This window comes from Pseudomonas sp. TKO26, assembly GCF_003225665.1.
GTDB lineage: Bacteria > Pseudomonadota > Gammaproteobacteria > Pseudomonadales > Pseudomonadaceae > Aquipseudomonas > Aquipseudomonas saponiphila.
Genome location: NZ_QKLN01000038.1, coordinates 127,504 through 145,560, shown reverse-complemented (window position 1 = coordinate 145,560; position 18,057 = coordinate 127,504). Strand labels below are relative to the sequence as shown.

The following is an 18,057-nucleotide window of genomic DNA, read 5'->3' as shown; positions in this document are numbered from 1 at the left end:
CTCATAAACGAATCGACAGGCCGTCGGCCAGGGATTGCCGGTAGGCGCGCCAGGCCGGCACGCTGCCCATCAGCAGCGCGGCGATCAGGATACCGCCCAGCAGCGTCCACTCATATTGGCTGGGCCAGGACAATGGCAGGTACAGGCCGTAATTCGATTGCACATAGCCCTGGGCCAGGGCGATGCCCAGGTACAGCAGGCCAAGACCGGCCAGAACCCCGGTCAGCGCCAGGGCGAATGCCTCCAGTACCAGCAAGGTTGCAATGTGCCAGGGTCGGGCCCCCACCGAACGCAGAATGGCCATCTCCCGACGGCGCTCGTTGAGGCTGGTGAGGATCGCCGTGAGCATGCCGATCAGGCCGGTGAGCACCACGAACAGCGACACCACGAACAGGGCCTTCTCAGCGGTGCCCATCAGGCTCCAGAGCTCCTGCAGGGCCACGCCGGGCAGGATTGCCAGCATCGGCTCGCCGCGGAACTCGTTGATCTCGCGCTGCAGGGCGAAGGTCGAGATCTTGCTGTTCAGGCCAAGCATGAAGGCGGTGATCGCCTGTGGCGTCAGGTCCATGTTGCGCGCCTGATCGGCACTGATACGACCGTCGCCACGGGCCGGCACGCCGTTGTGCCAGTCGATGTGGATCGCCTCCATGCCGCCCAGGCTGATGTGCAGGGTGCGGTCCACCGGAGTGCCGGTGCGCTTGAGGATGCCGACCACGGTGAAGGGCTTGTCGTCATGCTTGACCAGGCTGATGGCCGCCACGCCATGGGCCAGCACCAGTTTGTCCCCCAGTTTGTAGTGCAGGGCATCGGCGACTTCGGCCCCCAGTACCACCTCGAAAGGGTCGCTGGCGAAGGCCCGGCCCACGGCCAGTTGCAGGCTTTGCTGATGACCGTACTGATAGTGCTGGAAGTAGGCGTCGGTGGTGCCCATGACCCGATAGCCGCGGTGGGAATCGCCGAGGGAAATCGGGATCGCCCATTTCACTTTCGGGTTGCTGGCGAAATGCTCGAAGCTGTCCCAGCGGATGTTGTTGGTGGCGTTGCCGATGCGGAATACCGAGTACAGCAGTAGGTTCACCGAGCCGGAGCGGGCACCGACGATCAGGTCGGTGCCGCTGATGGTGCTGGCGAAACTGGCTCGGGCTTCGGTGCGCACCCGCTCCACCGCCAGCAGCAGGCAGACCGAAAGGGCAATGGCAAAGGCGGTGAGGAGCGCGGTGAAGCGGCGGTTAGCCAGGCTGGCCATGGCTAGACGGAACAGATACATCTCAGACCTCTGCGGGCTTGGCGGCGCGATTGAGTTCGGCCAGCGACAGGTTGCGATCGAACAGCGGCGCCAGGCTCTGGTCGTGGCTGACGAACAGCAGGCTGGCCCCGGCCTCGCGGCACTCGGCGAACAGCAGTTGGATGAAGGCCTCCCGGGCGTCGTAGTCCAGTGCCGAAGTCGGTTCGTCGGCGATCACCAGCTCCGGCTGGCCGATGAGCGCCCTGGCTGCGGCGACCCGTTGCTGCTGGCCGATGGACAGCGAGTCGGCGCGACGACCGAGCAGATCGGGGTCCTTCAGGCCCAGGTGGGCCAGCAGGGTGGACGCTGCCTGATCGACGCTGCCGTGGCGCTGGAGGGCGCGACTGGCCCGCAGTCTGGAGAAGTGGCAGGGCAGTTCGACGTTCTCGCGCACCGAGAGAAATGGCAGCAGGTTGAACTGCTGGAAGATGTAGCCGGTGTGATCGACACGAAAGCGGTCGCGGGCCCCGGCGGACAGCTCGGTCAGTTCCTGGCCCAGCAGGCGGATGCTGCCGTGACTGGGTTTCTGCACTCCGCCGAGCAGGCCCAGCAGGGTGGTCTTGCCACTGCCGCTGGGACCCTTGAGGAAGAGTGTTTCGCCGGCTTCCAGGCGGAAGGCCGGGATGTCCAGCAACTGAGGGTGGCCGGGCCAGCTGAAAGTCAGGTCGGACAGTTCGATAAGTGCTTGGGTCATGTTGGGCCGATCATGCAGTGAGTGGTGTAGCCGCCAGCGCGGGCGGCTACAGGTGCAGCGCTCAAAACTTCAGGGTGGCAGCCTTGGCCGTGGCTTCGACACCTTGCTGGCCGCTTGGCGAAATCAGTTGTACCTGAATTTTCTGGGTGGCGGGGAAGGTCTTGAAGAGCTGCCCCAGATCGAGGCTCTTCAGGGCATCCGGCTTGGCGCAGGTGAACTGGTAGTGGGCGTGGATCTCGCTGTGCTCATGGTGATGTTCATGGTCGTTGGCGCCCTTGGCCTGTTCGTCGTGGTCGTCGTCATCGTGATCATCGGCATCGGGCTTGTCACCGAACAGCGGGCTCTGCAGTTCCTGCTTGGCTATTACGCACGCGGCAGCCCTGGGCAGGCTGAACAGCACCAGGGGTTGTTCCAGCTGGGTGCGGGCGGCGGCTACCTTGGCCTTGTCGGCGTCGGTACTGGGGGCGTGCTCGAAGCCCACCAGGTTCATCGCCGGGCTTTCCAGCTCCAGCTCCAGGGCCTGGCCGTCGAGCACCGCGTTCAAGCGGGCAACCCCATGTTCGTGGGCGCCGAGGCTGCCGTGTTCATGCTCGTGTTCATGGGCTTGCACGGCCTGAGAAACAGCCAGTGGCAACAGGGCAAACGGCAAGGCGAGGAACAGACGGCGCATAGCAAGTCTCCAGGGCGAGGATGAAAAAAATGTTATGTGATCTTATAACAATAGACCGCAGAGTTTGACCGTCCGCTTGGCGTTGCGCAAGACGCGTGGGAGCATGCTCGTCAGAAAAAATCGGGAGTGCAGCGATGTTGCGAATTCGTGGAAGCATCGGCGACTGGCCGGTGGATTTGACCCTGGAGCTGGACGAAGGCGACTGGGCGCAACTGGGCGCGCAGTTGCAGGCGGCCAGGCCGGAAGCGGCGGCACCGGTGAGCAAGCCGGCCAGCCAGGACGATGCCCTGTGGCAAACCGCCAAGGACCTGCTGCGCAAGGCGGGCCAGATCAGCGGGCCGCAGTTGCTGGAGCAGTTGGAGGGGTTGGCCGGTAGCGCGGCGGCGGGCAAGCGACTGCTGGTGCGCTTGCGCCACTGCGCCGAGGTCAAGGTGGTCAGCGGCGCCGATACGCCGCTCTACAGCTGGGTGCAATGAGCCTGTAGGAACCAGCTTGCTGGCGAACGCGTTCGGTCTGTCAGAACGGCTTCGCTGGCAAGCCAGCTCCTACATCAGCGGGCACTTCCGGCTCAGTACAGCGCGGCGAACAGCTTGCGACGGTAGGCGGTGACCAGTGGATGATCGTTGCCCAGCAGGTCGAAGACTTGCAGCAGGGTCTTGTGGGCAATGCCTTCGCTGTAGCTGCGGTTGCGCATGAACAGCTTGAGCAAGGCTTCCAGTGCCGCTTCGTATTGCTGGCGGGCCAGTTGCTGGATCGACAGCTGGTACAGGGCTTCGTCATCCTGTGGGTCCTTGGCCAGGCGCGCCTTGAGGTCGGCGGCGTCCGGCAGGTCCGCGGCCAGCTTGAGGAAGGTGATCTGCGCCTTGGCGCCGGCCAGGGCAGCCTTGTGTTCATCGCCGGTGACGGCGTCGAGCACGGTTTGCGCCTCACCCAGCTCGCCGCGTTCGGCCAGGCAACGGGCGTAGAGGATCAGCGCCTTGGCGTTGCTGTTGTCTTCACCCAGCAGCACTTTGAGGAGGGCTTCGGCGTCGCCGATACGGCCTTCGGCAAACAGCGCTTCGGCCTGTTCCAGCGGGTCGGCAGCCGGCGGTGGCGGCATCTGCACATGGGGTTCGAGCATGGCGCGCACCGCGGACTCGGGTTGGGCGCCGGCAAAGCCGTCCACCGGCTGGCCGTCCTTGAACAGCACCACGGTGGGCAGGCTGCGGATGCCGAAGCGGGCGACGATGTCCTGCTCCACATCACAGTTGACCTTGGCCAGCAGCAGCTCGCCCTGATAGCTCTCGGCGATCTGCTGCAGCATCGGCATCAGCGCCTTGCAGGGCGCGCACCATTCGGCCCAGAAGTCCACCAGGACTGGCTTGTGGAAGGAGTTCTCGATGACCGACTGGTCGAAGTCGGCGGTGCGGGCGTCGAAGATATACGGCGTGTCCTGACTCATGGGGTATCTCGAATAAGCGGGAATGGAAGCACTATAAAGGCTGGTCGGAAGGCTGAAAATCGCTATCGCCGCTGCGCGTGATACAGGCTCACCTTGCGAAACTCCCAGGGCTCGGCCAGGTCCGGCAGGGTCAGGGCATTGAGCGTTTCCAGGCGCTGATACAGCGGGTGCTGGAAGTCCCTGACCCGGGAGTCCGCCACCAGGGCCTGGCGGCCGCGGCTGAGGAACTCGTCCAGCAACGGCAGGTTGGCCCGGTCATAGAGCACGTCCGCCACCAGGATCAGGTCGAAGCGATCGGCCTCGGCAAAAAAATCCGTGGAATAGCCGAGCTCGACGCCGTTGAGTTCGGCGTTGGCCCGGCACGCGGCAATCGCCAGCGGGTCCAGGTCACAGGCCACCACTTCCAGGGCTCCGGCCCTGGCTGCGGCAATTGCCGCCACCCCGGAACCGGCACCGAAATCCAGCACCCGCTTGCCTTGCACCCAGTGCGGGTGTTCGGCCAGATAGCGGGCCAGGGCCAGGCCGCTGGCCCAGCAGAAACACCAGTAAGGCGGCTCGTGGAGAATGCGCCGGGTTTCTTCCGGGGTGAAGGCGCGGTCCATGTTCTGGGCGTCGATCAGCCAGAGTTTCAGCTGGGTGTCGGGCAGCTCGCAGGCCACCAGTTGCGCGTCCCCCAGCAGTTCGCTGAGGGCGTCTTGCAGGTCGAGCGGTGGGTTCATGGGGCTTTGATGAACTGCAGTGGACCCAGAGCCTGGGTGGTGGGTTGGTCGATGCGCACCGCTGGCAGGTGCAGGATCAACTGGCCGGATTGGCTGGCTCGGCCACGCAGTTCGACCCGGGCTCCGGCGGGGAACGCCTCGGCGGCGAAGCGCAGGCGAAACGGCAGAGCCTGACTGGTGCCGCTGAGGTTGCTGCTGGCCAAAAGGCGTTGCGGACGGCTGCGTTCATCGATCACCAGCAGTGCCAGTTCCACGTCGGCGCCGGCCGGCACGCCCTCAAGGGTGCCGCTCAGTTCGCGCTGATAGGCCGGCAAGGGACCGAGCTCGACAGGTTGCTGATTTTTTTTCACCGTCTGTTGCGAGGAGGAGACGGGGGCCGCAGGTTTCGGGGCATCGCTGCTGCAGGCGACCAGCAGGCTGACAAGACTGAGCAAAACGAGCGGTCTGAGCGGCATCTGAAGCTCCAACAAGGCGAATTTCCGTGTGCGAAACATAATAGTCGGTCTGTATACCGTAAAGGCTATGGCTTGTCTTGCCAGTGGGATGCGCTACCATGGCCCTCCCTTTTTTTGTTGCCTGCCACCATGCACTGTCCCTTCTGCGGTGCCAACGACACCAAGGTCATCGACTCGCGTCTGGTCGCCGAGGGCGAACAGGTGCGCCGCCGGCGTGAATGCCTGGCCTGCGGTGAACGTTTCACCACCTTCGAAACCGCCGAACTGGTGATGCCGCGCCTGATCAAGACTGACGGCAGCCGTCAGCCCTTCGACGAAGAAAAACTGCGTGCCGGCATGCAGCGCGCCCTGGAAAAACGCCCGGTGAGTGTCGAGCGCCTGGAAGCGGCGCTGGTGCACATCAAGCACAAGCTGCGAGCCACTGGCGAGCGTGAAGTCAAATCCCTGGTCGTGGGTGAGCTGGTGATGACCGAGCTGCAGAAGCTCGATGAAGTCGCCTATATCCGTTTTGCGTCGGTCTACCGGCGTTTCCAGGACCTCAACGAATTCCGCGAAGAGATCGACCGCCTCGCCCGCGAGCCGGCCAAGCCATGAGCCAGTCCCCGGAGCAAGCGGTACTCGACGCGCACTACATGGCCCGCGCTCTGGAACTGGCGCGCAAGGGGCGCTACTCCACCCATCCCAATCCCCGGGTCGGTTGCGTCATCGTGCGCGACGGCCAGGTGGTGGGTGAGGGCTGGCACGTGCGGGCCGGCGAGCCCCACGCCGAAGTCCACGCCTTGCGCGCCGCCGGTGAACTGGCCCGTGGCGCCACGGCTTACGTGACCCTGGAGCCTTGCAGCCATCACGGTCGCACACCGCCGTGTGCCGATGCCCTGGTCAATGCCGGCGTGGCACGGGTGGTCGCGGCAATGCAGGATCCGAACCCGGAAGTGGCTGGCCGTGGCTTGCAGCGCCTGGCCCAGGCCGGTATCGACACCCACAGCGGTGTGCTGGAGGCCGAAGCCCGGGCGATCAACAAGGGTTTCCTCAAGCGCATGGAACACGGCCTGCCTTATGTGCGGGTCAAGCTGGCCATGAGCCTCGATGGTCGTACAGCGATGGCCAGCGGTGAGAGCCAGTGGATCACCGGACCTGCCGCGCGCTCTGCGGTGCAGCGCCTGCGGGCCGAATCGTCCGTGGTGCTGACCGCTGCCGATACGGTGCTGGCCGATGATGCGCGGCTGACCGTGCGCGCCGCCGAACTGGGCCTGGACGCCGAGCAGACGGCCCTGGCCATGAGCCGGCCGCCGCTGCGGGTGTTGATCGATGGTCGCCTGCGAGTGCCGCTCGACGCAGCGTTCTTCAAGGCCGGCCCAGCCCTGGTCGCGACCTGCGCGGCGGTGGAAGAGCAATATGCCAACGGCCCGGAATGCCTGATCGTGCCCGGCCCCGATGGCCTGGTGGATCTGCGCCGCCTGTTGCGCGAGCTCGCCGCCCGAGGTGTCAACGAGGTGCTGGTGGAAGCCGGTCCGCGATTGGCCGGGGCCTTTGCCCAGCAGGGCCTGGTGGACGAGTACCAGATCTTCGTCGCCGGCAAGTTCCTCGGTTCCTCGGCGCGGCCGTTGCTCGACTGGCCGCTGGCGCAGATGAGCCAGGCGCCTCTGCTCAAGATCATCGAAATGCGTGCGGTGGGCGATGACTGGCGAGTCACTGCCATCCCGGCCCCACCAGCGAGCGTATAATTCCCGACTTTCGCCTACCCGGCGGCCCTGTTCTCGAGGAGGACTCCATGTTCACCGGCATCATCGAATCCATCGGCAGCATTCGCGCATTGACCCCAAAAGGCGGAGATGTGCGGGTCTATGTAGAAACCGGCAAGCTTGATCTGGCCGACGTCAAACTGGGCGACAGCATCGCGGTGAACGGCGTCTGCCTGACCGCGGTTGAACTGCCGGGCGATGGTTTCTGGGCCGATGTCAGCCGCGAGACTCTGGATTGCACCGCCTTCCATCAGTTGAAGGCCGGTAGCCGGGTCAACCTGGAGAAAGCCCTGACCCCGACCACCCGCCTGGGCGGTCACCTGGTCAGTGGTCATGTCGACGGTGTCGGCGAAGTGGTGGCGCGGGAGGAAAATGCCCGGGCCATCCAGTTCCGCATCCGCGCGCCGAAGGAGCTGGCCAAGTACATCGCCCATAAAGGCTCGATCACCGTCGACGGCACCAGCCTGACGGTCAACGCGGTGAATGGCGCCGAGTTCGAGCTGACCATCGTGCCCCACACCCTGGCGGAAACCATCATGGCCGACTACCGGCCGGGTCGGCAGGTCAACCTTGAAGTGGACCTGCTGGCGCGTTACCTGGAGCGCCTTCTGTTGGGTGACAAGGCGGCCGAAGCCACCAACGGCGGCACCATTACCGAAAGTTTTCTGGCCGCTAACGGCTATCTCAAATCCTGACCCAAGGGGGTGCCGCGTGGCGCTCAACAGCATCGAAGAACTGGTTGAAGACATCCGCCAAGGCAAGATGGTCATCCTCATGGATGACGAAGACCGCGAGAACGAAGGCGACCTGATCATGGCCGCCGAGTGCTGCAAGGCCGAGCACATCAACTTCATGGCCAAGCACGCCCGTGGCCTGATCTGCATGCCCATGAGCCGCGAGCGTTGCGAGTTGCTCAAGCTGCCGCTGATGGCGCCGCGCAACGGTTCCGGCTTCGGCACCAAGTTCACCGTCTCCATCGAGGCCACCGAAGGGGTGACCACCGGCATCTCCGCCGCTGACCGTGCGCGCACCGTGCAAGCGGCGGCAGCCAAGGACGCCAAGCCCGAGGACATCGTCAGCCCGGGTCACATCTTCCCGCTGATGGCCCAGCCCGGCGGGACCCTGGCCCGTGCCGGCCACACCGAAGCCGCCTGCGACCTGGCGCGCATGGCCGGTTTCGAGCCGAGCGGAGTGATCTGCGAGGTGATGAACGACGACGGCACCATGTCCCGTCGCGCCGAGCTGGAAGCCTTCGCCGCCGAGCACAACATCAAGATCGGCACCATCGCCGACCTGATTCACTACCGGATGATCCACGAACGTACCGTTCAGCGGATTGCCGAGCAGCCCCTGGACAGCGAACTGGGCCAGTTCAACCTGGTGACCTATCGTGATTCCGTGGAGGGCGACGTGCACATGGCCCTGACCCTGGGGGACATCTGCGCAGAAGAACCGACCCTGGTGCGGGTGCACAACATGGACCCGCTGCGCGACCTGCTGATGGTCAAGCAGCCGGGACGCTGGAGCCTGCGGGCAGCCATGGCCACCGTGGCCGAGGCTGGCAGTGGCGTGGTGCTGTTGCTCGGCCACCCGCTGGATGGCGACGTGCTGCTGGCGCATATCCGTGAAACCGCGGAACACCAGCCGGTGAAGAAACCCACCACCTACAGCATCGTCGGTGCCGGTTCGCAGATCCTGCGCGACCTGGGCGTACGCAAAATGCGCCTGATGAGTGCGCCGATGAAGTTTAATGCGATATCCGGTTTCGACCTGGAAGTTGTAGAATACGTGCCCTCCGAATAAAAGCCGGTCGTTTCCAGCTTGAAATTCGCGGTTCAAATATCACTGAAGAGCGTGTGCTAGACACGCTCTGGCTCTTTAAGAGATTTGTCGAATGACCCTGAAGACCATCGAAGGTACCTTCATCGCCCCTAAAGGCCGCTATGCCCTGGTGGTCGGCCGTTTCAACAGCTTCGTCGTCGAAAGCCTGGTCAGCGGCGCGGTTGACGCCCTGGTTCGCCACGGCGTGAGCGAAAGCGACATCACCATCATCCGTGCCCCTGGCGCCTTCGAAATTCCGTTGGTTGCACAGAAAGTCGCACAGAAGGGTGAATATGCGGCGATCGTCGCCCTGGGCGCGGTCATTCGTGGCGGTACTCCGCACTTCGAATACGTGGCCGGCGAGTGCACCAAGGGCCTGGCCCAGGTGTCCATGGAATTCGGCGTGCCAGTGGCCTTCGGCGTGCTGACCGTTGATTCGATCGAACAAGCCATCGAGCGTTCCGGCACCAAGGCCGGCAACAAAGGTGCTGAAGCTGCCCTGTCCGCCCTGGAAATGGTCAGCCTGCTGGCGCAGTTGGAGGCCAAGTGATTAGCGACGATAGCGATCGTTTCAACCCGCGCGATCCCAAGCCTGCCAACGCCGGCAAGCCATCCAAGAGCGCCAAGCGTCGCGAAGCCCGTCAGCTCGCGACCCAGGCGCTGTATCAATGGCACATGGCCAAGCACTCGCTGAACGAGATCGAAGCGCAGTTTCGGGTCGACAACGATTTCACTGACATCGACGGCGCCTACTTCCGCGAGATCCTGCACGGGGTCCCGGCCAACAAGAACGAGATCGACACCGCGCTCGTGCCTTGCCTGGACCTCGCCATCGACGAGCTGGACCCGGTTGAACTGGCGGTTCTGCGCCTGTCCACCTGGGAGCTGCTCAAGCGCGTCGACGTGCCGTACCGCGTTGTGATCAACGAAGGTATCGAACTGGCCAAGGTCTTCGGTTCCACCGACGGCCACAAGTTCGTCAACGGCGTTCTCGACAAGCTGGCACCGCGCCTGCGCGAAGCTGAAGTGAAGGCGTTCAAGCGCTGATCCGCGCTTGCAGCTGCCATGGGCGAGTTTGAGCTGATCCGTCATTACTTCGCTGCCGCGCCCTGTGCGCAAGGCGGCGAGGGTATTGCCCTGGGGATTGGCGATGACTGCGCCTTGCTGGCGGTTGCACCTGGCGAGCAGTTGGCGATTTCCACCGACACCCTGGTGGCGGGCGTGCATTTCGCCGATCCCTGCGAGCCCTTTCTTCTAGGCCAACGCTCTCTGGCGGTGGCTGTCAGCGACCTGGCCGCCATGGGCGCCACGCCGCTGGCCTTTACCCTGGCCCTGACCCTGCCGACGGTGAGTACCGATTGGCTGCAGGCCTATGCCCGCGGCTTGAACCTCATGGCCCAGGACTGTGGTGTGCGCCTGATCGGCGGCGACACCACTCGCGGCCCGCTGACCTTGACCCTGACCGTGTTCGGACGGGTTCCCGGCGGCCAGGCCCTGACCCGCAGCGGCGCCCGTGCCGGCGACCTGCTGTGTGTCGGTGGCGAGTTGGGCAATGCGGCCGGCGCCTTGCCGCTGGTCCTGGGGCAGCGCCGTACCGAGGCGGCTGTCGCCGAGCCGTTGCTGGCCCACTACTGGTCGCCCCAACCGCAGTTGGCCCTGGGGCAGGCCCTGAGAGGCAAGGCCAGCGCCGCCCTGGACATTTCCGATGGCCTGCTGGCCGATTGCGGGCATATCGCCGCCGCCTCGGCGGTGGCCGTGCAACTGGACCTGGAAAAACTGCCCCTGTCTGCGGCGCTGCTCAGTTTTCTGGGGCTGGAAGGTGCTCGCGCCGCCGCCCTGAGCGGGGGCGACGACTATGTCCTGGCCTTCACCCTGCCGCCTGCCGAACTGGCACCGCTGCAGGCGGCGGGTTGGCCGGTGCACGTGGTGGGGCGAGTTCTGGCGGGGCGCGGGGTGACCCTGCTGGATGCCGGCGGCCAGGACATCACCCCCGACACTCGGGGTTATCAACACTTTCCGGAGACACCGTGACAGATCATCCCAAACAGGTCCCGGCGGAGTTCGTACCGCCGTCGGTCTGGCGCAATCCCTGGCACTTCCTGGCTTTCGGCTTCGGTTCCGGCACCTTGCCCAAGGCGCCCGGCACCTGGGGCTCGCTGGTTGCGCTACCCTTTATCCCGCTGTGGCAGATGCTGCCGGACTGGGGCTACTGGCTGATGCTCGGCATCACCATGCTGTTTGGCTTCTGGCTGTGCGGCAAGGTGGCCGACGATCTGCGGGTGCATGACCACGAAGGCATCGTCTGGGACGAAATGGTCGGCATGTGGATCACCCTGTGGCTGGTGCCTGAAGGATGGTACTGGCTGTTGGCGGGGTTCCTGATGTTCCGCTTCTTCGACATTCTCAAGCCGTGGCCGATTCGCTGGGTCGACCGACATGTGCATGGCGGTGTCGGCATCATGCTCGACGACGTTCTGGCCGGTGTGTTCGCCTGGCTGGCGATGCAAGGCTTGGTTTGGTGTTTCAGCTGAGAGGTTAGGCATGGATGTGCGCCGCGTGCTGCTGGTACTGCTGGTTGTCTGGAGCTGCGGCGTCCGGGCCAATGAGTTGCCGGCGCAACCCGGGCAGATCCGCATCGCCAGTGAAGAATGGAGCCAGTACACCGAAGCCAATGGCGAAGGCCTGGCCTGGGACATTCTGCGTGAGGTGTTCGAGCCCCAAGGGGTACGCATCGAGCGCAGCAGCGTGCCCTACACCCGTTCGGTGGGCCTGGTGCAGCGTGGTGAAGCGGATGCGCAAGTGGGCGCCTATCGTGATGAAACCCCTGGTCTGCTGTATCCGCGCTGGAACTACGACACCGACCATATCTACTCCCTGGGGCTGGCCAGCAATCCCGAACTGACCCTGGCCAACCTCGGCAGTTACCGTCTGGTCTGGGTGCGTGGCTACAAGTACCAGGACTACCTGCCCAACGCCCGGCGCTACAACGAGATTCGCCGGCGCATCGGCATCCTGCCGATGTTGCAGTACGGCCGGGCCGACTATTACATCGACGCCCAGACCGAGATCAGCTACGTGCTCGGACAAGCCCAGGACCCGAGCCAGTTCAAGATCAGCCATCTGGCCGAGCTGCCCCTGTACCTGGGCTTTGCCGATAACCCCCGGGGTCGGGCCCTGCTTGCCTTGTATGACCGCCGCATGGAGCAGTTGGTGAAAGACGGTGTCCTGCGTCCGATCTTTCAGCGTTGGAAGCAGCCCTATCCCTTTGACGACAGCCGTCAGCCGGCGGTCCGTTGATCAAACTTATCGATCTTTATCTCCGATAATTCAGCCTAAGCGTGCAGTGGAGGCTGCTGTTACAATGCCGCCTCTGCGAATCTCCAGTCCTCATACAGATCAGGAGCACAACAGTGCCCGTCGTTTTTGTTGCCGCTTCCAAGCTGCCTACGCCTTTTGCGCAATTCACCATGCATGGTTTTCTTGATGAAACCACCGGTCGCGAGCACGTGGTGCTCAGCCTGGGGGACATCGCCGATGGCGCGCCGGTTCTCGGCCGCCTGCACTCCGAATGCCTGACCGGCGACGCCCTGTTCAGCCAGCGTTGCGATTGCGGCTCGCAACTGGAAGCCGCACTGCGCGCGATAGCCCGGGAAGGTCGCGGGGTGTTGCTGTACCTGCGTCAGGAAGGCCGCGGCATTGGCCTGCTGAACAAGATCCGTGCCTACGAGCTGCAAGATGGCGGCGCCGATACCGTGGAAGCCAACGAGCGTCTGGGCTTTGCCGCGGACCAGCGTGACTACGCCATGTGCCTGCCGATGCTTGAGCACCTGGGGGTCAAGGCGCTGCGGCTGATGACCAACAACCCGCGCAAGGTCAAGGCGTTGACCGACATGGGCATCCAGGTCGCCGAGCGGGTGCCGCTGCACACCGGGCACAACCCCCACAACAAGCTGTACCTGGCGACCAAGGCCAGCAAGCTCGACCACATGATGGGCAACGAGCACCAGGGCGAGGTCGACCGCGCGTGACTCGGGGTCAAGTCAAGCGCCGCCTGGCCGTCAGTTGGTGGCAGTACCTGGCCCTGGCCTTGCTGCCGCTGTTTGTGATCAACCTGGTGTTTGGTCAGGGCGAGGCGTTGATGCCTGTGCTGGCGATGCCATTCTTTATCGCCGGTACGGCCTCGATGTTCGTCAGCCTGCGTTTTTTCAACGGCTACAAGCATGCCTTGATCGCCGCCGGCAAAGCCCTCGATACCCCTGAGGAGCCTGCCGCCTGGATCACCCTGGCGGCCCGTCGTCGCGCCGCCTTCCTGGCAGCATCGTTGCCCGCCTGGATCGGTGCCCTGGCGGTGTTCGTCGGCCTGGAAGCGGTGCCGCTGATGCTCCTGGCGCTGTCCACCGCGGTGCTGTTCTACCTCTACCGTATTCCTCGTCAGCTCGGCTGATGTGGCGCTGGCTGGCGGTCCTGTGCCTGCTGGCCGGCACTCCGGCCCTGGCGGCGCCGCGGGTGGTCAGCCTGGCGCCTTCACTGTCGGAGATCGTCGTAGAGCTGGGCGCCGCCGATCGGCTGGTCGGGGTACTGGATGCCGGTGAACGGCCGCCGGAGCTCAAGGACGTGCCCTCGGTCGGGCGTTACGGCCAACTGGACATCGAGCGTCTGCTCAGCCTCAAGCCGGATTTGCTGCTGCTCTGGCCCGCCAGTATCGGCCCGGCCCAGCGCGATCAACTGGCCCGCCTGGGCATTCCCACCTACGTTGCCGAACCCCATGATTTCCAGCAGTTGCTGGCGCAGATCGCCGAGATCGGCCAGCGCCTGGGCCGGTCCGCGGCGGCCCGGCAATTGTCCACGCAATTGAGCGCACAGTTGGCCGGGTTGCGTGAGCGCTATCACCGCGATCCCCAGTTGCCGGTGTTCTATCAAGTCTGGGATCAGCCGCTGTACACCGTGGGCGGTGGACAGATCATCAGCGCCGCCTTGAGCGTGTGTGGTGCTCGCAACGTGTTTGCCGAGCAGTCGTTGCCGGCGCCTCAGGTCAGCATCGAGTCGGTGCTGCAGCGCAACCCCCAGGCGATCCTGGCCACCGACCAGGGGCAGCTGGATGCCTGGAAAGCCTGGCCGCAGATTGCGGCGGTGCAGCAGGGGCGGTTGTTGTTGGTCAAGGACAAGGGGCTGGAGCGACCCAGCGGGCAGATGATTGCGGCGACGGCCAGGCTCTGCGCCTTGATTGCCCCCGAGCGCTGAGCCCGGTTCGCCGCCAAGCCGGTTACCGAGTTGTTGTAGGAGCCGGCTTGCCGGCGAAGGCAACGGACCTTACAGCTCAGGTGTCCAGGTCAGCCCGAGCATCCAGGTGCGGCCTTCGCTGCGGTAGCCATAATCGTTGCCGTTGTACTCGTAGAGCGCGCGGCTATAGGCCTTGGCGAAGACGTTGTCGAGTTTCAGGTCCAGCTTGAGCTCCCGATCGACTGCCCAGCTACCACGCAGCCCGAACACGCCGTAGCCACCTACAGGCACCTGTTTCTTTACGCTCAGGTCTTCATAACTCCTGCTCAACAACTGCCAGCTGGCGCCGAACGCCAGGTCGTCGAACTGCCGGTCCAGATCCAGGTTCAAGGTACGGCGGGCTCGACGTGGCAGTTGATGGCCATCCTGGCGATTGCGCGGGTCGATGAGGGCGGCGCCTATGCTGCTTTGCCAGCCGAACAGTGTTTGTTTCAGGGCTGCCTCGAAACCGTTGATCCTTGCGGCGCCGACGTTTTCCGGGCGCTGTGCGACGCGGTCATAAATAATCGCGTCCTTGATATCGGTACGGTAGATCGAGGCTTCCAGACGGCTGTCTGGCGTCAGTTGGCTACGCCACTGCAACTCATAGCTTTTCGAGTGTTCCGGCTTGAGGGCCGGGTTGCTGAAATCCGGGTAATACAGGTCGCTGAAATTCGGCGCCCGAAAGCCTTGGCTGTAGGACAGCAGCAGATCGTTGTCCGGATTCAGCGGCAGCGTGAGGGTGCCGCTCCAGGTGTTCTGGCTGCCATATTGCTGGTTCTGGTCGCGGCGCAGGCCCAGTTCGGTGGAGAAACTGTCGCTGCGAAAACGGTGCTGCACAAAGGCCGCGCGGTTCCAGCGGCTGTCTTCGGCAAAGCGGGTCGGGCTGGTGTTGAGTCGATCCTCGTACCAGTCCGCCCCGAGGATCAGGCTGTTGTCTGCATCCAGGCGCAGATCGTTCTGCCAGTTCAGCGAGTGTCGGTAGGTATTGAACACGCTGCGCTCATCACTGAGCTTGTCGCGCTTGAGGTCACGGTTTTCGCTGTGTCCGAGCTCGATCCGCGATTGCCAGTGGTCATTGATGTTCGCGTCGAGATAGCCGCTGAAGCTGCTGACACTGAAGTCGGTGTAAGGGTCTTGGGCGAAGATGTTGTAGCTTGAGTCGTAGCGCCCGAAGGGGTTGTCGTAGCGGCTGCGACCCTGGTTATCCAGCAGGTTGAAACCCAGCTCCAGGTCATCGTTCAGCGCGTGGCTGAGGGCGAGGCTCAAGGATCTGTTGCGATAGCCATCATGGTCGGCATCGCTGGGGAACGACGGCTGAGTCCAGTCGATTCCGGCGCTTTCATCCAGGTTGGCGCCGAGGCTGAAGCGGGTCTGGGCGTCGCCGCCGGAAAGGCCCAGGCTGCGTTCCCAGGTCTGGTTGCTGCCAGCGGCGACACGCATGCGCCCATGCAGCCCCGAGTCGGCGCCACGCCGGGTGAAGATCTGGATCACCCCGCCAATGGCGTCGCTGCCGTAGATCACCGAGCGCGAGCCACGCAGCACTTCCACCCGTTCGATCTGCTCGACGCTGATGAATTGCAGGTTGCTGTCGCCGGAGGATGAACTGCTGATGCGCTGGCCATCCACCAGCACCAGGCTCTGGGCCGAGTTGGTGCCGCGAATGAAAATGTTCGGCAGGTTGCCGCGGCCGCCGCTCTGGGCAACCTGGACCCCGGGCACCCGCTGAAGCAGGTCGGTCAGGCTGGTGGGTTGCAGGCGGTCGATGTCTTCCCGGGTGAACACGGTGTTGGCGGCGCTGCTGTCGTTGCGTGCTTCCACCTGGCGGTTGGCGCTGATCAGCATCTCCGGCAGTTTCAGGGCCTGATCGCGCTCGGAGGTGTCGGCCAGCAGATCGGTGCAGGGCAGAAGGCAAAGTGGCAGGGCCAGGCGAGAGAGTTTCATGGCTATTCCGTTAGCGCGGCTCGGCCTTCACCGCAGTGTATGAAGCCGGATAAGGAAGGGAGCAACAGCGACGCCCGCATGGCGGGCGTGCAGCAGCGGCTACAGGTAGCCGCTGTGGGTCAAGCCAGGCCCAGCAGCGCCAGGCGCTGGCGCACCGAAGCCTCGATGCCGGCTTCGTCGAGGCCGCACTCGGCGAGCATTTGCGCCGGCTTGGCGTGCTCGACGTAGGCGTCGGGCAGGCCCAGGTGCAGGATCGGCTTGAGGATGCTTTCGCGGGCCAAAAATTCGCTGACCGCGCCACCGGCGCCGCCCATGATGGCGTTCTCTTCGATGGTCACCAGCAGTTCATGGCTGCCGGCGATCTCGCGTACCAGGGCTTCATCCAGGGGTTTGACGAAACGCATATCGACCACGGTGGCGTCGAGTTTCTCGGCCACTTGCAGGGCTTCGGCCAGTTGCACGCCGAACACCAGCAGCGCGACCTGCTTGCCCTGGCGACGGATCACGCCCTTGCCGATCTCGATCGGCTCCAGGTCCTTGTCGATCGGTGCGTTGGGGCCGGTGCCGCGCGGGTAGCGCACGGCGGCGGGGCCGTTGTACAGGTGCCCGGTGCTGAGCATCTTGCGCAACTCGTTCTCGTCGCTCGGGGTCATCACCAGCATGCCGGGAATGCAGCGCAGGAAGGACAGGTCGAAGCTGCCGGCGTGGGTCGGGCCGTCTTCGCCCACCAGCCCGGCGCGGTCGATGGCGAACAGCACGTCGAGGTTCTGCACTGCCACGTCGTGGATCAGTTGGTCATAGCCGCGCTGCAGGAAGGTGGAATAGATCGCCACCACCGGCTTGGCGCCTTCGCAGGCCATGCCGGCCGCCAGGGTCACCGCGTGCTGTTCGGCAATCGCCACGTCGAAGTAGCGCAGTGGGAAACGCTCGCTGAAGGCCACCAGGTCCGAGCCTTCCTTCATCGCCGGGGTAATACCCACCAGGCGCGGGTCGGCGGCGGCCATGTCGCACAGCCACTCGCCGAAGACGCCGGAATACTTCGGACCGCCGGCCTTTTTCGGCGCGGCCGCCGGAGCATCCAGGGGTTCCAGCTTGGTGATGGCGTGATAGCCGATCGGGTCGACTTCCGCCGGGGCGAAGCCCTTGCCCTTCTTGGTCACCACATGCAGGAACTGCGGGCCCTTGAGGTCACGCATGTTGCGCAGGGTGGCGATCAGGGTCGGCAGGTCGTGGCCGTCGATGGGGCCGATGTAGTTCCAGCCCAGCTCTTCGAACAGCGTGCCGGGCACCAGCATGCCCTTGGCGTATTCTTCGGTGCGGCGGGCGATTTCCCAGGCACCGGGCAGGCGCGACAGCACTTTCTTGCTGCCTTCGCGCATGCTGGCGTAGGTGCGGCTGGAGAGAATCTTGGCCAGGTAGTTGGACAGCCCGCCGACATTGCGCGAGATCGACATGTCGTTGTCGTTGAGGATCACCAGCATGTTGGCGTCCACTTCCGGCGCGTGGTTCAGGGCCTCGAAGGCCATGCCCGCGGTCAGGGCGCCATCGCCGATCACGGCGATGGCCTTGCGCTCGCTGTGCTGCAGGCGGGCGGCGATGGCCATGCCCAGGGCAGCGCTGATGGAGGTGCTGGAGTGGCCGACGCCGAAGGTGTCGTACTCGCTCTCGGAGCGCCGTGGGAACGCCGCCAGGCCATCTTTCTGGCGCAAGCTGGCCATCTGTTCGCGACGACCGGTGAGGATCTTGTGCGGATACGCCTGGTGACCTACGTCCCACACCAGCCGGTCGTCCGGGGTGTCGAACACGTAATGCAACGCGATGGTCAGCTCGATGACGCCAAGGCCGGCACCGAAGTGCCCGCCGGTCTGGCCGACCGTGTAGAGCAATTCCAGGCGCAATTCATCGGCCAGGGTTTCCAGCTCGGCTTCACCTAACCGGCGCAGGCCGTCCGGCGTCTGGGCACGGTCGAGCAGCGGGGTGGTCGGGCGTTTGCGGGGAATCTCATGAAACGTCGTGGGCATCAGGCG

General features: G+C 64.5%; 21 protein-coding genes. 13 read left to right on the top strand and 8 right to left on the bottom strand.

Translation table 11 applies throughout. The features are described from left to right. Position 1: 1 nt before the first annotated feature. The 3 genes from DNK59_RS27645 to DNK59_RS27635 all read right to left on the bottom strand — a co-directional run bounded on the left by DNK59_RS27645 (position 2) and on the right by DNK59_RS27635 (position 2,649). Positions 2-1,267, bottom strand: a complete 1,266-nt coding sequence (locus DNK59_RS27645) for an ABC transporter permease (RefSeq protein ID WP_110725255.1) — start codon at positions 1,265-1,267, stop codon at positions 2-4. A gap of 1 nt (position 1,268) precedes the next feature. Then, a complete protein-coding gene (locus DNK59_RS27640; RefSeq protein ID WP_092309472.1) occupies positions 1,269-1,979 on the bottom strand; it encodes an ABC transporter ATP-binding protein in 711 nt (236 codons plus the stop codon). A gap of 61 nt (positions 1,980-2,040) precedes the next feature. Beyond that, positions 2,041-2,649, bottom strand: a complete 609-nt coding sequence (locus DNK59_RS27635) for a DUF2796 domain-containing protein (protein WP_110725254.1) — start codon at positions 2,647-2,649, stop codon at positions 2,041-2,043. A gap of 134 nt (positions 2,650-2,783) precedes the next feature. On the opposite strand from DNK59_RS27635, the gene DNK59_RS27630 reads away from it, so the two are divergent. Beyond that, positions 2,784-3,125 carry a hypothetical protein gene (locus tag DNK59_RS27630; RefSeq protein ID WP_092309478.1) on the top strand — a complete coding sequence of 114 codons (342 nt, stop codon included), beginning with the start codon at positions 2,784-2,786 and terminating at the stop codon, positions 3,123-3,125. 92 nt (positions 3,126-3,217) lie between these two features. Here DNK59_RS27630 and trxA read toward each other — a convergent pair whose 3' ends face one another. The 3 genes from trxA to DNK59_RS27615 all read right to left on the bottom strand — a co-directional run bounded on the left by trxA (position 3,218) and on the right by DNK59_RS27615 (position 5,264). Further along, positions 3,218-4,090, bottom strand: coding sequence for a thioredoxin (gene trxA, locus DNK59_RS27625; protein ID WP_110725253.1), 873 nt, complete (start codon positions 4,088-4,090; stop codon positions 3,218-3,220). Between the two features lie 62 nt (positions 4,091-4,152). Beyond that, positions 4,153-4,809: a methyltransferase gene (locus tag DNK59_RS27620; protein ID WP_110725252.1), complete on the bottom strand. Its 657-nt coding sequence runs from the start codon at positions 4,807-4,809 to the stop codon at positions 4,153-4,155. Next, complete coding sequence (locus tag DNK59_RS27615; protein ID WP_110725251.1) at positions 4,806-5,264, bottom strand: hypothetical protein; 459 nt, start codon at positions 5,262-5,264, stop codon at positions 4,806-4,808. The genes DNK59_RS27620 and DNK59_RS27615 overlap by 4 nt, the downstream gene beginning before the upstream one ends. A 129-nt stretch (positions 5,265-5,393) precedes the next feature. Here DNK59_RS27615 and nrdR point away from each other — a divergent pair, with 129 nt between their 5' ends. The 12 genes from nrdR (at position 5,394) to DNK59_RS27555 (ending at position 14,068) form a co-directional block, all read left to right on the top strand. Further along, on the top strand, positions 5,394-5,858 hold the full coding sequence (gene nrdR, locus DNK59_RS27610) for a transcriptional regulator NrdR (protein ID WP_167365617.1): 465 nt from the start codon (positions 5,394-5,396) through the stop codon (positions 5,856-5,858). Further along, positions 5,855-6,988: a bifunctional diaminohydroxyphosphoribosylaminopyrimidine deaminase/5-amino-6-(5-phosphoribosylamino)uracil reductase RibD gene (ribD, locus tag DNK59_RS27605; protein ID WP_110725249.1), complete on the top strand. Its 1,134-nt coding sequence runs from the start codon at positions 5,855-5,857 to the stop codon at positions 6,986-6,988. The genes nrdR and ribD overlap by 4 nt, the downstream gene beginning before the upstream one ends. Positions 6,989-7,035: 47 nt before the next feature. Further along, entirely contained in the window at positions 7,036-7,701 is a 666-nt protein-coding gene (locus DNK59_RS27600) for a riboflavin synthase (RefSeq protein ID WP_103741321.1), read from the top strand. A 16-nt stretch (positions 7,702-7,717) separates the two neighbouring features. Continuing rightward, complete coding sequence (ribBA, locus tag DNK59_RS27595) at positions 7,718-8,809, top strand: bifunctional 3,4-dihydroxy-2-butanone-4-phosphate synthase/GTP cyclohydrolase II (protein ID WP_092309493.1); 1,092 nt, start codon at positions 7,718-7,720, stop codon at positions 8,807-8,809. Positions 8,810-8,900: 91 nt separating this feature from the next. Further along, positions 8,901-9,377 (top strand): 6,7-dimethyl-8-ribityllumazine synthase, encoded by a 477-nt coding sequence (gene ribE / locus DNK59_RS27590; RefSeq protein WP_016968455.1) that lies wholly within the window; start codon positions 8,901-8,903, stop codon positions 9,375-9,377. Beyond that, positions 9,374-9,874 (top strand): transcription antitermination factor NusB, encoded by a 501-nt coding sequence (gene nusB / locus DNK59_RS27585; protein ID WP_011063734.1) that lies wholly within the window; start codon positions 9,374-9,376, stop codon positions 9,872-9,874. The genes ribE and nusB overlap by 4 nt, the downstream gene beginning before the upstream one ends. Before the next feature lie 18 nt (positions 9,875-9,892). Then, complete coding sequence (gene thiL / locus DNK59_RS27580; protein ID WP_110725248.1) at positions 9,893-10,858, top strand: thiamine-phosphate kinase; 966 nt, start codon at positions 9,893-9,895, stop codon at positions 10,856-10,858. Beyond that, positions 10,855-11,358 (top strand): phosphatidylglycerophosphatase A, encoded by a 504-nt coding sequence (locus tag DNK59_RS27575; protein ID WP_060841301.1) that lies wholly within the window; start codon positions 10,855-10,857, stop codon positions 11,356-11,358. The genes thiL and DNK59_RS27575 overlap by 4 nt, the downstream gene beginning before the upstream one ends. Before the next feature lie 10 nt (positions 11,359-11,368). Beyond that, positions 11,369-12,124 carry an ABC transporter substrate-binding protein gene (locus DNK59_RS27570; protein WP_092309503.1) on the top strand — a complete coding sequence of 252 codons (756 nt, stop codon included), beginning with the start codon at positions 11,369-11,371 and terminating at the stop codon, positions 12,122-12,124. A gap of 113 nt (positions 12,125-12,237) precedes the next feature. Continuing rightward, entirely contained in the window at positions 12,238-12,855 is a 618-nt protein-coding gene (ribA, locus tag DNK59_RS27565; protein ID WP_110725247.1) for a GTP cyclohydrolase II, read from the top strand. After that, positions 12,852-13,271: a hypothetical protein gene (locus DNK59_RS27560; protein WP_047306283.1), complete on the top strand. Its 420-nt coding sequence runs from the start codon at positions 12,852-12,854 to the stop codon at positions 13,269-13,271. Before ribA ends, DNK59_RS27560 begins: the two co-directional genes overlap by 4 nt. After that, positions 13,271-14,068 carry a cobalamin-binding protein gene (locus DNK59_RS27555; protein ID WP_110725246.1) on the top strand — a complete coding sequence of 266 codons (798 nt, stop codon included), beginning with the start codon at positions 13,271-13,273 and terminating at the stop codon, positions 14,066-14,068. The genes DNK59_RS27560 and DNK59_RS27555 overlap by 1 nt, the downstream gene beginning before the upstream one ends. A 69-nt stretch (positions 14,069-14,137) precedes the next feature. Here DNK59_RS27555 and DNK59_RS27550 read toward each other — a convergent pair whose 3' ends face one another. After that, positions 14,138-16,030 carry a TonB-dependent siderophore receptor gene (locus tag DNK59_RS27550; RefSeq protein WP_110725245.1) on the bottom strand — a complete coding sequence of 631 codons (1,893 nt, stop codon included), beginning with the start codon at positions 16,028-16,030 and terminating at the stop codon, positions 14,138-14,140. A 119-nt stretch (positions 16,031-16,149) separates the two neighbouring features. Next, positions 16,150-18,051, bottom strand: coding sequence for a 1-deoxy-D-xylulose-5-phosphate synthase (gene dxs, locus DNK59_RS27545; protein WP_110725244.1), 1,902 nt, complete (start codon positions 18,049-18,051; stop codon positions 16,150-16,152). Positions 18,052-18,057 lie beyond the last annotated feature (6 nt).

Excerpts from the sequence above, each read along its gene's own strand:
- DNK59_RS27645 (WP_110725255.1), bottom strand. The coding sequence starts at position 1,267 with ATGTATCTGTTCCGTCTAGCCATGGCCAGCCTGGCTAACCGCCGCTTC.
- DNK59_RS27640 (WP_092309472.1), bottom strand. The coding sequence starts at position 1,979 with ATGACCCAAGCACTTATCGAACTGTCCGACCTGACTTTCAGCTGGCCC.
- DNK59_RS27635 (WP_110725254.1), bottom strand. The coding sequence starts at position 2,649 with ATGCGCCGTCTGTTCCTCGCCTTGCCGTTTGCCCTGTTGCCACTGGCT.
- DNK59_RS27630 (WP_092309478.1), top strand. The coding sequence starts at position 2,784 with ATGTTGCGAATTCGTGGAAGCATCGGCGACTGGCCGGTGGATTTGACC.
- trxA (WP_110725253.1), bottom strand. The coding sequence starts at position 4,090 with ATGAGTCAGGACACGCCGTATATCTTCGACGCCCGCACCGCCGACTTC.
- DNK59_RS27620 (WP_110725252.1), bottom strand. The coding sequence starts at position 4,809 with ATGAACCCACCGCTCGACCTGCAAGACGCCCTCAGCGAACTGCTGGGG.
- DNK59_RS27615 (WP_110725251.1), bottom strand. The coding sequence starts at position 5,264 with ATGCCGCTCAGACCGCTCGTTTTGCTCAGTCTTGTCAGCCTGCTGGTC.
- nrdR (WP_167365617.1), top strand. The coding sequence starts at position 5,394 with ATGCACTGTCCCTTCTGCGGTGCCAACGACACCAAGGTCATCGACTCG.
- ribD (WP_110725249.1), top strand. The coding sequence starts at position 5,855 with ATGAGCCAGTCCCCGGAGCAAGCGGTACTCGACGCGCACTACATGGCC.
- DNK59_RS27600 (WP_103741321.1), top strand. The coding sequence starts at position 7,036 with ATGTTCACCGGCATCATCGAATCCATCGGCAGCATTCGCGCATTGACC.
- ribE (WP_016968455.1), top strand. The coding sequence starts at position 8,901 with ATGACCCTGAAGACCATCGAAGGTACCTTCATCGCCCCTAAAGGCCGC.
- thiL (WP_110725248.1), top strand. The coding sequence starts at position 9,893 with ATGGGCGAGTTTGAGCTGATCCGTCATTACTTCGCTGCCGCGCCCTGT.
- DNK59_RS27570 (WP_092309503.1), top strand. The coding sequence starts at position 11,369 with ATGGATGTGCGCCGCGTGCTGCTGGTACTGCTGGTTGTCTGGAGCTGC.
- DNK59_RS27555 (WP_110725246.1), top strand. The coding sequence starts at position 13,271 with ATGTGGCGCTGGCTGGCGGTCCTGTGCCTGCTGGCCGGCACTCCGGCC.
- DNK59_RS27550 (WP_110725245.1), bottom strand. The coding sequence starts at position 16,030 with ATGAAACTCTCTCGCCTGGCCCTGCCACTTTGCCTTCTGCCCTGCACC.
- dxs (WP_110725244.1), bottom strand. The coding sequence starts at position 18,051 with ATGCCCACGACGTTTCATGAGATTCCCCGCAAACGCCCGACCACCCCG.